The 13,417-nt window shown below is 47.6% G+C and carries 12 protein-coding genes; 7 read left to right on the top strand and 5 right to left on the bottom strand.

The genetic code is table 11. The features are described from left to right. Window positions 1-128: 128 nt before the first annotated feature. Window positions 129-3,008 carry an isoleucine--tRNA ligase gene (gene ileS, locus AC5JL3_RS16365; RefSeq protein ID WP_496075489.1) on the bottom strand — a complete coding sequence of 960 codons (2,880 nt, stop codon included), beginning with the start codon at window positions 3,006-3,008 and terminating at the stop codon, window positions 129-131. Window positions 3,009-3,074: 66 nt separating this feature from the next. After that, entirely contained in the window at window positions 3,075-3,902 is an 828-nt protein-coding gene (locus AC5JL3_RS16360; protein WP_496075488.1) for a Ycf66 family protein, read from the bottom strand. 235 nt (window positions 3,903-4,137) lie between these two features. Here AC5JL3_RS16360 and gnd point away from each other — a divergent pair, with 235 nt between their 5' ends. Then, window positions 4,138-5,586: an NADP-dependent phosphogluconate dehydrogenase gene (gnd, locus tag AC5JL3_RS16355; protein WP_496075487.1), complete on the top strand. Its 1,449-nt coding sequence runs from the start codon at window positions 4,138-4,140 to the stop codon at window positions 5,584-5,586. 104 nt (window positions 5,587-5,690) lie between these two features. Here the strand turns inward: gnd and AC5JL3_RS16350 are convergent, their stop codons facing one another. From AC5JL3_RS16350 to AC5JL3_RS16340, 3 genes are all read right to left on the bottom strand, one after another. After that, a complete protein-coding gene (locus tag AC5JL3_RS16350; RefSeq protein WP_496075486.1) occupies window positions 5,691-6,032 on the bottom strand; it encodes an Hpt domain-containing protein in 342 nt (113 codons plus the stop codon). A 41-nt stretch (window positions 6,033-6,073) separates the two neighbouring features. Further along, window positions 6,074-6,946, bottom strand: coding sequence for an aldo/keto reductase (locus AC5JL3_RS16345; protein WP_496075485.1), 873 nt, complete (start codon window positions 6,944-6,946; stop codon window positions 6,074-6,076). A 188-nt stretch (window positions 6,947-7,134) separates the two neighbouring features. Further along, the gene (locus AC5JL3_RS16340) at window positions 7,135-7,917 is read right to left on the bottom strand and encodes an ABC transporter permease (RefSeq protein ID WP_496075484.1); all 783 of its coding nucleotides are present in this window, start codon (window positions 7,915-7,917) and stop codon (window positions 7,135-7,137) included. A 160-nt stretch (window positions 7,918-8,077) separates the two neighbouring features. Here AC5JL3_RS16340 and AC5JL3_RS16335 point away from each other — a divergent pair, with 160 nt between their 5' ends. The 6 genes from AC5JL3_RS16335 to AC5JL3_RS16310 all read left to right on the top strand — a co-directional run bounded on the left by AC5JL3_RS16335 (window position 8,078) and on the right by AC5JL3_RS16310 (window position 13,348). Further along, entirely contained in the window at window positions 8,078-8,455 is a 378-nt protein-coding gene (locus AC5JL3_RS16335; protein ID WP_496075483.1) for a response regulator, read from the top strand. Between the two features lie 226 nt (window positions 8,456-8,681). After that, a complete protein-coding gene (locus tag AC5JL3_RS16330) occupies window positions 8,682-8,906 on the top strand; it encodes a hypothetical protein (protein ID WP_496075482.1) in 225 nt (74 codons plus the stop codon). A gap of 165 nt (window positions 8,907-9,071) precedes the next feature. Continuing rightward, a complete protein-coding gene (locus tag AC5JL3_RS16325; protein ID WP_496075481.1) occupies window positions 9,072-9,419 on the top strand; it encodes a hypothetical protein in 348 nt (115 codons plus the stop codon). A gap of 422 nt (window positions 9,420-9,841) precedes the next feature. Continuing rightward, window positions 9,842-11,743 (top strand): S9 family peptidase, encoded by a 1,902-nt coding sequence (locus AC5JL3_RS16320; RefSeq protein ID WP_496075480.1) that lies wholly within the window; start codon window positions 9,842-9,844, stop codon window positions 11,741-11,743. Window positions 11,744-12,064: 321 nt separating this feature from the next. Then, window positions 12,065-13,081, top strand: coding sequence for an SDR family oxidoreductase (locus AC5JL3_RS16315; RefSeq protein ID WP_496075479.1), 1,017 nt, complete (start codon window positions 12,065-12,067; stop codon window positions 13,079-13,081). Between the two features lie 60 nt (window positions 13,082-13,141). After that, a complete protein-coding gene (locus AC5JL3_RS16310; protein ID WP_496075478.1) occupies window positions 13,142-13,348 on the top strand; it encodes a hypothetical protein in 207 nt (68 codons plus the stop codon). The last annotated feature ends 69 nt before the right edge of the window (window positions 13,349-13,417 follow it).

The raw sequence follows: 13,417 nt of genomic DNA, 5'->3' as shown, positions 1-13,417 counted from the left end.
ATTGCGCTCCACTCAGCTTCGCTGAGTCAGAGCGCTTTAGTCTAAACTCCAGTTAGTTAGTAAGAATAAAAAAATTATAGGGTGAGTCTTGCTCACCCTATGAGGATTTAAGTTGTAGTTGAGGTTAGCTAGAACTCAGCCTTTAATGCAGGAACACAGCGTTCGCATAAGGTGGGGTGTTCTGCTGCTTCGCCAAGGTGGGTTGAGTAGTTCCAGCAGCGATCGCATTTTTCTCCATCTGCCTTAACCACACCAACTCCCAACGTATCTGACTGGAAGCTGTACTTGGCTTCTGCTAGAGCCTCAGGAGAATCTAATAGTTCCACCTGAGAAGCAAGCAAGAGATAACGCAGTTCATCAATATGATTACCGTCACTCAAGCTATCTTGCGGATTGAGTGCTGCTAATTGCTGGCTCAACTCGCTATCTGGCACGTAAAGTAACACCTTGGCATCCAAAGAAGAACCAATTATCTTCTCTGTTCGTGCCTGTTCTAGCACCTTATTGACTTCCGTGCGGATAGTCCGCAACTTCTGCCAGAGTGTTGCCAGTTCAGGTTTATGCCATTGCTCCTCTAATTTCACCCAACCTGATTCAAACACAGATTTATAGGGGGTTTGGTAGGGGAGATATTGCCAGATGTCTTCTGCCATGTGGCATAGAACTGGTGCGATCGCTCGTGCTAAATTTTCTACTGCGATCGCCAACACCGTCTGACAACTACGACGGCGAGGCGAGTTTAAATCGCTGATATAAAGCCTATCTTTGGCAATATCCAGATAGAAGTTCGACAAGTCAACTACGCAGAAGTTCTGCACAGTCTGGAAAAAGCGGAAGAACTGATAACTCTCAAACGCTTCCGTGACTTCCCCAAATACCTCCGTCATCCGATGGAGCATATAGCGGTCTAATTCGGGAAGCTGCTCATAAGGCACTGTATGCTTGGCTGGGTCAAAGTCGTGTAGATTTCCTAAGAGGAAACGCGCCGTATTGCGGATTTTGCCCCTAATATCCCCTAGTTGCTTGAAGATATTCTTGCTTTGGGCAATATCGGAGGAATAGTCTGCCGAAGAAACCCACAAGCGCAAGACATCCGCTCCATAGGGTGGTTCTTCTTTCTGGTTCTTGCCACCCTCAATTACCACAGCGGGGTCAATTCCATTGCCCAGTGATTTACTCATCTTGCGTCCCTGTTCATCCACCAAAAAGCCGTGGGTTAGGACAGTTTTGTAAGGAGCAATGTCATTTGTAGCAACGCTAGTGAGCAAACTGGACTGGAACCAGCCTCGGTGTTGGTCTGACCCTTCTAGATACAAATCTACGGGATACTGTAAATTTTCTCGCTGTTTTGCCACGGCTGCCCAAGAGGAACCGGAGTCAAACCAGACATCCATTGTGTCCATACCTTTGCGGTATGACTTGCCATTATTACGATGTTGTTCGGGCAACAGTTCTTCTACTGAGAGTTCCCACCAAGCATCTGAGCCTTTTTCTGCAAAAATAGCTTGAACGTGGGCGATCGTTTCTTGGGTTAGTAGGGGTTCGTTGCTTTCTTCGTCGTAGAATACCGGAATTGGGACACCCCAATTGCGCTGGCGGGAGATACACCAATCTGAGCGATCGCTTACCATTGACGTGATGCGGTTTTCGCCTTGAGTGGGAACCCAGTTTACGGATTTGATTGATTTGAGTGCCTCATCCCGGAATCCCTCAACGCTTGCAAACCACTGTTCCGTTGCCCGGAAAATCGTCGGTTTTTTCGTGCGCCAGTCATAAGGATACTTATGACCGTAAGCCTCCTCCTTAAGCAAGGCACCTGCTTCAAGCATTGCCTGAATGATTGCCTCATTGGCATCCTTAAGTACATTTAAGCCAGCAAACTGTCCGGCTTCTGCGGTAAGATTTCCGCGATCGTCCACAGGTGAGAGAATCGGCAAGCCATACCGCTGACCGACTATATAATCTTCTTGACCGTGACCAGGGGCCGTGTGTACTAATCCTGTACCTGACTCGGTGGTGACGTAATCGCCACCAATTACAACCTCACTCTCGCGGTCAAACAGTGGATGCTTGTAGGTGCTATGTTCCAACACCCGTCCTGGCATAGTCGCTTTCACTCTCAGCGGAGTGCCAAGCTTTTCAGACAGCCGTTCCACCAAATCCGCTGCAACAATTAGGTATTTAGCTGGGGTTTCTGTGCCAACTTGAACCACGGCATAGTTGAGTTCAGGATTAACCGCAACTGCCAGGTTGCCGGGAAGCGTCCAGGGTGTTGTCGTCCAGATTGCTACTCCCAAGTTCGGCCCAAATGGCTCCAATATCTCTTTCACGGCTGGCGCTGGCTTGGTCATTGTGAACGCCGCATAGATGCTGCGCGAGGTATGCCCTTCTGGATACTCCAACTCCGCTTCTGCCAAAGCTGTTTGGGAACTCGGACTCCAGTGAACGGGCTTCAACCCGCGATAGATGTAGCCCTTCAAGACCATCTGACCAAACACACCGATTTGAGCCGCTTCATACTCTGGGTTCATCGTCAGGTAAGGATGCTCCCAGTCGCCCCAAACGCCGTAGCGCTTGAAACCTTGGCGCTGCTCATCTACGGCTTTGAGCGCAAAGTTACGCGCTTTATGACGAAGTTTCAGAGGTGTTAACTGCTCCCGCTCCTCTGACTTCATGTTTTGCAGGACTTTTAGCTCAATTGGCAAGCCGTGACAATCCCAACCGGGGACGTAGCGAACCTTGCGCCCCCGCAGCAGTTGGTATTTGTTGATGATGTCCTTGAGGATTTTATTCAGGGCGTGACCCAGATGCAGAGAACCATTTGCGTAGGGCGGGCCGTCGTGCAAAATGAAAATCTCACCGGGATTGTTCTGTGACAGTTTCTCGTAAATCTGGTTTTCTTTCCAAAACTTTTGCAGTTCGGGTTCGCGCTTAATCGCGTTCGCCCGCATATCAAATTTGGTTTTGAGTAGATTGACGGTATCTTTGTAAGATTTTGCTTCTGTCACAGTCGCACAGGGAAGAATTGTGAAGGTATATTCATACTATTCTATCCCTGAGAAACCCCAAGGTTTTCAAGTTGCCGTTGGCGGATTTTCTGGATCGATGGGAACAGCTTCGATCGAAGCCGTTGTTTCTGATTCTGCAAGTCTATCTTCAGGGTCTCCTGGTCCCGGTGGTTCAGCAGGTGGAGCGAGTTCCACTTCGGGAATGATTTCTTCTATTGGTGTCACTGCCTCTGTACTTGAGTGCGGTGCCTCAGAAGTAGCGGAGTTTTGGGCAGCTTCTACTAGTTCCGGGTCTGGCGGATTCGGGCGAACAAGTTCAGGAGACTCTGACATTTCAGTGTCAGCCGTCGCTGGTTCCTCTTCTACAGGATTTACCTCAGCCACCTCAGCAACAGGAGTATTCGCTTCTTTTGGTGTGCTATCAGTCTGGGGCGTAGTCTTATCAACCACCGTCACGATAGGAGAACTTGCCCTAGCCTCGGCTGATGGCTGGGTTGTTTGCGTTTCCGGTGTGCTTTTGCTACGACTCTTAAAAAAGCCTGTGACTTGATTGAGTAGCCCTTGAGGTTGCCCAGATGGTGAGATATTTTTTAGCTTCTCGGTCAGTTCCCCTTGACTGGGGACTGGGGTTTGTTGCTCTGACGGGATCAACTCTCGCCGCAATGTCAAGGTTTGCCAACCAAACCAACCCAATAGCGCTACACTTGCCATTTGACCTAAGAGAACGCCGCCTGTAATGCGTCCAGCGCACACCCATAAAACCAGGGCATAAAATAATCCGACTGCACTCCAGGCAAAGTCTTCTTTGCGATGAACTTCTGGAAAAAAGAAAGCTGCCATGTATATGGCAAAGCTACCAAGACCGACGACCAACGCTAGGACGTATGCCAACATTTTGTGGGTACTCCTTACTGTGTCTTTGTTTCTAATTTTGGCGCGAAACTGTTTGTTTAAATACAAATACCCGTGAATCAGTTCTCAAAAGCCGCTGTCATTTTTAATTTCCTCGGATATTACTTCTGAATTGCAGACTCTTAATCTATTTTTTACGGGACTCCTGCGGGGATCGGGCTACCCTGTAGGTGAATTGAACCGTACTACAAGTTAAGCAGAGTTCGACGAGAGTTTTATGACACAACCAAGCTTCGGTGTAATTGGTTTAGCCGTTATGGGTGAAAACCTGGCGCTCAATGTAGAACGTAACGGTTTCCCGATCGCCGTTTATAACCGTACTGCTGCCGTTACCCAGAGGTTTATGGCGGAGCGGGCACAGGGAAAGAATGTCAAGGATACCTATTCTATTGAAGAATTTGTTCAAGCCCTAGCGCGACCCCGCAAAATTTTGGTGATGGTAAAAGCGGGTGCGCCAGTGGATGCAGTAATTGCCCAGCTCAAACCCTTCCTAGAGCCTGGGGATATGCTCATTGACGGCGGTAACTCCCTCTACACCGATACAGAACGACGTACCAAAGAACTAGAAGCTAGCAACTTTGGATTTGTTGGTATGGGTGTGAGTGGCGGTGAAGAAGGCGCACTCAATGGCCCTAGCCTGATGCCTGGAGGCACAGATACGGCTTATGGAGAATTAGCACCGATTCTGACCAGAATTGCGGCTCAGGTGGATGATGGTCCCTGTGTTACCTATATTGGTCCGGGTGGCGCAGGTCACTACGTCAAGATGGTACATAACGGGATTGAGTACGGTGATATGCAGCTAATTGCAGAAGCCTACGACTTACTCAAGAGTGCTGTAGGGCTAGACCATAAGCAGTTGCATGAGGTCTTCGCTGAATGGAATACTACTGATGAACTCAACTCATTTTTGATTGAGATTACAGCCGATATTTTCAACTTCATTGACCCAGACACAAATTTACCTCTGGTGGAGGTCATTCAAGATGCCGCAGGGCAAAAAGGAACCGGACGCTGGACAGTGCAGAGCGCTTTTGAGCTAGCTGTGCCAATTCCAACCATGACAGCGGCGGTCAATGCCAGGGTGGTGTCGTTCTACAAAGAGCAGCGAGTCGCCGCATCTAAGCTCCTGACAGGTCCCACGGGTAAGTATGAGGGGGATACTCAGGACTTTATTAACAAGATTCGGGATGCTCTGTACTGCTCGAAGATCTGTTCCTATGCTCAAGGGATGGAGTTGTTGGCTAAGGCATCAAAAGAGTTTAATTATGACCTTAGCTTGAGTGAATGTGCGCGGATTTGGAAAGGCGGCTGTATCATTCGTGCTGGTTTCCTGGACAAGATAAAAATGGCTTTTACGCACGACCCACAGTTGCCCAACCTGCTGCTAGCGCCTGAGTTAAAGCAGAGTATTTTGGATCGGCAAGACGCATGGCGGGAAGTGCTGTCGGTATCCAATAAATTAGGGATTCCCGTTCCTGCGTTTGCCGCGTCGTTGAATTACTTCGATAGCTACCGACGCGATCGCCTTCCCCAAAACCTCACCCAAGCACAGCGTGACTACTTCGGCGCTCACACCTACGAGCGTACCGATAAAGAAGGTCTGTTCCACACAGAATGGACAGCGGTTGATAAGGAATCGCTGCAAACGGGTTCCACCGATTAATCGGATTGCTATCTCTTCGTAACCAACGACGTTAAGCAATTGAATCTTGATAAATCAGTTCAAGGCACTCCTTGTGGGTGCCTTGAATTGTTTATGAATACAGCTCAAAGTAGCCAGTTTTCCAGAAAATCCTTAACCTTCTCTAGTTGGTCTTCTAAAGCTTCAAGTCGCTCTGTTGCACCTTCCAAGGTTTTTTCTCGTGCCTGTCGCTCTAGTTGCGCGGCAACCTCTGGCATCATAAATACACCGACGTTTGCACTTGCCCCTCTAATGCGGTGGGCTTGCTGCTCAATTGTGAGAAAATCTTGTACTTGCAGGGCAAGGCGTATCTGTTCTAGTCCGGGTTGAGCATTCTTAACAAACATTTGCACAAGTCGCTGTTGAAAGGCAACTTTGCCCTGAGATATAGCATTTAGGCGCTCTAAATCCAGAGGTGTTTCGTTCATGCGAAAAGCCGAGGGCTGAACTTCGCCAATTACACAACAGCTTATGAGGAGGTTTCCTGGTCTATTTTCCTCACTTCTGCTTCAGAAAGCTTCACCTCACTAGCATGGAGGGAGTCGTCTATACTAGACAATTTGCTGGCTCCAGGGATAGGGACGATGCAGGGTGACTTCGCCAGCAACCACGCCAGAACAATTTGATATACCGAAACGCCTTTTTCTTTAGCCAACTGGGCAATTACAGCAATATCTTCTAACTTGCTAACTCGACGGCTTCCACCTAGTGGACTCCAAGGGAAAAATGTCAATCCTTCAGTTTCGCAATACTCCAAAACGCCATCCGATTCTGGCTGCCGATTCCAAGGGTTGTATTGATTCTGAACGGAGACAATTTCAACAACGTCACGAGCTTGCTTAATTTGCTCAACTGAAAAGTTAGAAACCCCGACAAATCGAATTAGCCCCTCATCCACTGCCTCTTTTGCTGGTGCGAGTGCTTCCTCAATCGTATAGTTTGGGTCAGGGGCGTGGTATTGCCAAACATCAATTGGTTTTGTCCCACCCAATGCTTCAAAGCTAACGCGGATTGTCTGCCGCAGATGGTCAGGATTACCGTTGCGTGTCCAACTGCCATTCGGACGCATTAAGCCACCCTTTGTAGCAACAGTCACTTGGCTTATGTCCCCCTGATACTGCTGAAGTGCTTTGCAGATAAGTCGTTCGTTGTGGTGCTTGTCGGACTCATCCTGACAGTAAGAGTCTGCGGTGTCGATGAGGGTTACGCCTAGGTCGAGTGCTTTATGGATAACGTTGATTGCTTGCGATTCTGGCGGTCTGCCACTCAAGGACATCGGCATCCCACCAAGTCCGATCGCGCTGATGGTGACACCAGTGCTTCCAAGCTGTTTCGTTTCCATTGGTTTAACCTTGTCTTTGTTTCTCTTCAATTAATTACAGAACGCGAACAAAGAATCTTCTGTCTGAATGATTAATTCAATTGCTCTTGTTGGAGCTTCGCGCTCGGATTTATACCTTAGTTCTAGTTAGGGAAGAAGAGGCTGGAGAGTTGTTGCTATTCTTGCTCTCTAGCCTCTTTTGACCAGGTTTAGCTGGAAGCGCTGGTATAAAAACGTAGTGCAAACCGCCAGAAGATGCCGGAAACGAGCAATAATCCTAACGCCAAGGCACCTGCACCGACTAGCCAAACAACCTGACTACGACCCAATATCGCTTCAGCAGGTACAGTCGTCAGGAATGCTACTGGCACTATAAAAGTAAAGAAGAATTGGTAACTAGCCGGATAGGCAACCATCGGAAATCGACCTGCTTCCAATAACCCCCGAAGTACTTCAGTAACGTTGTAGATTTTGACAAACCAAATACTGGTAGCTCCTAACATAAACCAGAGGCTATAGAGGCTGATGATGCCAAAAAAGATCGGGATGGCACTGATTAGGTAATTATTGAGTCCCAAACCAAGCTGTGATCCAGCATAGGCAATCAGCACGACCCCAAAGATTAAATCTGGCATTCCCCACGGGGATATGCTGCGAGAGGAAAGCCAGAACTGGCTACTGATAGGCTTGAGGAGGACAAAGTCTAATGTACCTTGCTGGACGTGTCCAACAATGCGGTTTAGATTGGGGACGAGGAACGTTGCCGAAACGCCTTGAAGTAGAGTAAATATACCTAATATTACTAACGCTTCTTCCCAGCTCCAGCCTTGAAACGTGTAGCCAGTACGGTAAAACAAGAATAGCCCAAATAGGCTGCCTGTAAGGTTTCCCAAACTGCTTAAAGAGGCAATAAGGAAGTTGAGCCGATATTCTAGCTCGGCTGCGATCGCAGTAGTCCAAAATAGCTTTAGTACCTGTATGTATCGTTTCATAATTATTTTTTAAGGAAGTGTGCTTGCAATCACTGCTTACTCAAGAGGGTTTGGTTAAGGATGGCGGTGGTCAGAATTATAGATTTAATCGAAGTTAGATTACTTCGGGCATTGCTAGTTACGCTCCCTCTCCATAGATAAAGCAGTTAAAGCCAAGCTAATGAAGAAGATTCTGGTAGTAGAAGACGAACTTTTTATCCGAGAAAACCTGATCGAACTCTTAGAGATTGAGGGTTTTTGTTGCTTCGGTGCTGAGAATGGTGAAGTTGGCGTGCAGTTAGCAAAAGAACATCAGCCAGATTTGATTCTCTGCGATGTGATGATGCCTGAACTGGATGGTTATGGTGTCCTAGAAGTCCTGCGCCAAGATTCAACCACCGCAGCGATTCCTTTTATGTTCCTCACCGCTAGTGCCGATCGCACCAATCTTCAAAAAATTAGAGAGCTGGGATTTAATGAATATATTCTCAAGCCTTTCCATGTCGATAAGTTTTTAGCCACAGTTACCAGTCGGCTAAAAGACTCCCCAGGCAGCTAAATATAAAGCGGTGGGAAGCCCCTTCCTTCTAGGGAGGGTCATTCCGTCCGCCGCTTTTTTGTTTGTTAAAGAATATAAATAACCAATAACACTTTCATTCCACGTCCTTGCTTACGTGGGATAAGTTAAAGGAATATTATTTTTGTCTAGACAGCTAATAACCTGCCGGAAGCACACTCATAAGAAGCAAAAATGGCGTAATAGCTACCAATTTTACTCAGCGCAAATGAATACAAAACTCCAGGAACCACTAAACCTGGAATGTGAATTGCACAAGGCACTGAAGCGAGGAGAAATGCTCTTGCACTATCAACCTAGAGTTGATCTCCACAGTGGGCGTATGATTGCTTTAGAGGCAAATTATTTAGAACTAGAAGTCACTGAAAGCCTTTTGATGGATGTTGTGGAAAACGAGCAAAATTTCTTGAAGCTAAGCGCAGCCGTTGGCTAATTACTTAATAAGACTGAACACCAAATTTTTATTTTCCTTACTTAGGAGTATTCACAAATTTAATAATTTGTAATAGATTATGAGTAAGATTTACAAATAAATTGTTCTGTACACAACATAAAGGTGGTGAAGTTTGTGAATAAAGCACTCAAGGAGCACAACTTCATGATGGTGGTCGATTTGACAGAAAACGTGTTGGTCAACACCCCCATTCCCAGCGCTAACCATGCCGCTTTGCGATCGGGATTTGCTGGCTATCCCGCTAACCCTCGATGGAATGCAGCAAAATATAGTGCCTGGAAAACAGGTCGTCAGTTACGAGAAGCATTGGCAAGTGGTCAGATGGTGGTGCGTTCCACAGACTCAATGCTTGTGCAAGCGAATGAGCAGGACGATCACTCAAACTCAGGTAACGCATCAACTTCTAAGCAAGCTAAGCAAGCTAAGCAATCTAAGCCCTCTCAGTTATTGCATAAAGCTAAACGAATGCTGGCAGCTTACCAGCTAGCTTAAGGCTCAAGTTTTACATCGGGTGTACCTACAGCTTTCTTATCTACTTCCATGATTTTGAGAAAACCGCGAGGCGTGGAAATACAGGAGTTTGCTGTAATCTACGCAAGAAGCACAGCAATGACTTGTAATCATCGCTGTGCTTCTACGTTTCGTGACCATCAACGTTTCTTTCAAATCTATTTAGGTTTATTTTTCCTTTACCTTGTCCATATATTCATATTCGGCTCTAATCGAAGCACAATAGTCTTAGCTTAGTGCGATCGCACTTCTCTCTCAGAGTCAAGGGTTACTGCAATCCGCTTTTGGAAGGCTGAAGCCAATACGGTATCTTCTAATCCACGCATCTCATGCTCACCTTGGAATACTGATTTGACAATTCGTTAAAGTGTCTCATAGGTGACCATTTGAGGCAGAAAATAAAAATGACAACTGCAACAGCAAGTCAATCAGCAACTCAGCTACCACCACTGATTCCTCGCGAGACGCTCTTCGGCAATCCAGAGCGTACTCGCCCCCAGCTATCACCCGATGGCAAGTACCTTGCCTACATTGCGCCAGATGAGAAAAACGTCTTACAAGTGTGGCTGCGAAGTGTCGGGCAAGAAGACGATCGCAAACTGACGGATGATCAAAAGCGTGGCATTCGGATGTACTTCTGGACTTACAATGCTGACCAGTTGATTTATCTGCAAGACTCAGATGGTGATGAGAACTTCCACCTTTACTTAGTCAATATTCAGTCGAATATCGTCCGGGACTTAACCCCCTTCCAAGGAGTCAAAGCTCAGGTTGTAGAAATCGACCCCGAATTACCCGATAAAGTGTTGGTAGGATTGAACCTGAATAACCAACAAAAGTTTGACGTTTACTGCATTGACCTAAACAACGGTGTGGTTGAGTTCGACACCGACAACCCAGGTAATATCATCAGTTGGACAGCGGATGCCAAGTTTCAGATTCGGGCAGCAACAGCCGCAACGCCTGATGGTGGGTACGAGTTGTTATTCCGGGAAACCCTTGATGTGCCTTGGGAGACGCTTCGCCACTGGGGACCCGATGAGCAAGGTGGTGCCGTTGGCTTCTCGGCTGACAATCAAACCCTTTATGTAATTGGCTCTCACGATGCCAATGCTCAGCGTTTGCTTGCCCTTGACCTCGCTAGCCGTGAAGAAACTGTCATTGCTGAGGATGAGCAATATGATGTGGGTGGTATCCTCACGCACCCCACGACACGAGTTATCCAAGCCGTTTCGTTCGACAAAGACAAGGTGGAGTGGCAGATACTGGATGAAAGTATTGCCGCAGATTTTGAAGCCATTGCCCAAGTGCGGGATGGGGAATTTGGAGTTACAAGCCGCGACTTGGCTGACAAAAACTGGCTAGTCGCTTACACCACAGACGATGGTCCCGTTTACTACTACGCTTACAATCGAGAGTCCAAATCCAGCACCTTACTCTTTAGCAACCAACCGAAACTTGAAGAGTTGTCCCTAGCCTCCATGGAACCCGTTTCCTACGAAGCGCGAGACGGGTTGACCATCCACGGCTATCTTACAATACCCGTCGGGTTGGAGCCAAGGAACTTACCGACTGTACTACTGGTTCACGGTGGACCTTGGGCGCGGGATACTTGGGGGTATAGCCCGATTGTGCAATGGTTGGCTAATCGGGGCTATGCTGTGCTGCAAGTAAACTTCCGGGGTTCCACTGGTTACGGTAAAGCTTTCTTGAATGCAGGGAATCGCCAATGGGCAGCGACAATGCACGACGATTTGATTGATGGTGTTAATTGGTTAGTAAAACAGGGAATTGCTGACCCAGAGAAGATTGCGATTATGGGTGGTTCCTATGGTGGCTATGCAACGCTGGTGGGATTGACATACACACCGGACGTGTTTGCAGCAGGTGTTGACATTGTTGGGCCGAGCAACTTAGTGACATTGATGAAGAGTATTCCTCCCTACTGGGCACCCTTGTTGGCAAATATGTACCACCGTGTTGGAAATATGGAGACAGAAGAGGAGTTTCTCAAATCGCGATCGCCTTTATTTTTCGTTGACCGCATCCAGAAACCCTTACTCATCGGACAAGGCGCAAATGACCCACGAGTTAAGCAAGCGGAAAGTGAACAAATTGTTGAAGCGATGAAAAAGGCTGGCAAACCTGTAGAATATGCCCTCTATACTGACGAAGGACACGGCTTTGCTCGTCCAGAGAACCGATTACACTTTTTTGCGATCGCAGAAGAGTTTCTTGCTAAGTACTTAGGTGGTCGTTTTGAACCCGTAGGCGATATTCAAGGTCATTCCGGTATCGTCAGTTAAGACTTCTTTTTGGTAGAGACGTGATTTATTGCGTCTCAATTTCATATTGAATAAACCTCTTGCAACTAAGTTGAAGCCCCCCTAACTCCCAAAATTGGGGGAACTGGAGTGTTCATATTCAAAGTCCCCCAGAATTGGGGGATTTAGGGGGCATTCCTAGATTCGTGCAAGAGGTCTAATGTCTAGGACTAATATCGGCGAACTGACTCTGACATTTGATGGAAGTTGATCTCAGAGATTTTAACTAAACTAAATGTTTCTAGAGTGACTTTACCTTCACGCCTGAAGAATTTGTAATAAGGACTTTAAGGAGTAGTATTGATGCAACTGAAGCCAATTAATCAGCAGGTTGTTGCCGTCGTTGGGGCTTCCAGCGGTATTGGGCGTGCGACTGCCCTCCAATTTGCAAAACGGGGGGCAAAGGTGGTTGTCTCTGGTCGCAGTGAGGCAAAGTTAGCCTCGTTGGTGGACGAGATTCGGGGCTTTGGTGCTGAGGCGAGTGCTATTGTCGCTGATGTGTCGGTCTTTGATCAGGTTAAGGCGATCGCTGATCATACCGTGGAGGTGTATGGGCGACTCGATACGTGGGTGCATGTCCCTGCGATCGGCTTGTTTGCCACATTCGATAACATCACACCAGAAGAGTTTAAGCACGTCATTGATGTAGATCTGATGGGGCAGGTATACGGTGCGATGGCGGCACTACCCCATCTCAAGCGTGAGGGACGAGGGGCGCTAATCCACATTTCTTCAATGGAAGGAAGGCGAAGTCTTCCCTACCAGAGTGCGTACTCCGCCGCAAAGCACGGTATCGAAGGCTTTACCGAAGCCATGCGCGTCGAGTTGCAACATGAGAAAATTCCTATCAGCGTGACCAGTGTAAAGCCTGCGGTGATCAACACCCCCTTCTGGAACAATGGTCTTACGAAGTTAGGCGTAAAGCCTGCAGGGATACCGCCCTACTACGACCCCAGATTGGTAGCTGACGCAATCCTTCACGTTGCCGAACATCCCACCCGCGACTTCTTCGTTGGGGATGCAGCTAGAGCATTAGATGCACTACAGCGGCTTTCGCCAGAACTGGTGGATTCCTTGCTGCTACTCATTGGCTTCCCGCTTCAGCAAACTGATCAGCCAAAGTCGCCAGAGGATCGAAACAATTTTTACGAGCCTGTCCCAGATGATACCCGAATTGACGGAGACTTTAATAATCAGGTGATACCGAGTGTTTCCGACTGGCTGGATAAGAATCCAGTGGTCAAGTGGGGTGCGGTCGCTGGTGTAGCAGCATTAGCCCTGCTGGCAACACAGGTAGGAAAAGACGGGGGGCGAGTTTAGGAGCAAGCGGGTTGAGTTGTAGCTGCTCTACATGAAAGGGCAGCAAAAGTTCGGACAACTTTGCTCAAAAATGTATATCAGTTGGGAAAACTCACGCCTTATCAGGGTTACAGCATTTGCGATAACGAAGCGCTGCCGCCTTGCGGCGGATCGCCTAAAGTGACAGAAGCTGTTTACGGACGCGATGGGCTAACGCCCCGCTTTGCTAACGCTTCCGTTATGGATGGAAGAAACCATTCTGTTTTCTTAGGAGAGCGATATTGTTAAATGTGAAAGAATATAGCAATTTGTTGCAACGATGTGAGGATTTATTGCAATGCCTAAAAAATTACAGTG

This window comes from Symplocastrum torsivum, assembly GCF_059505465.1.
This window is presented reverse-complemented; position numbering and strand designations above follow the sequence as displayed.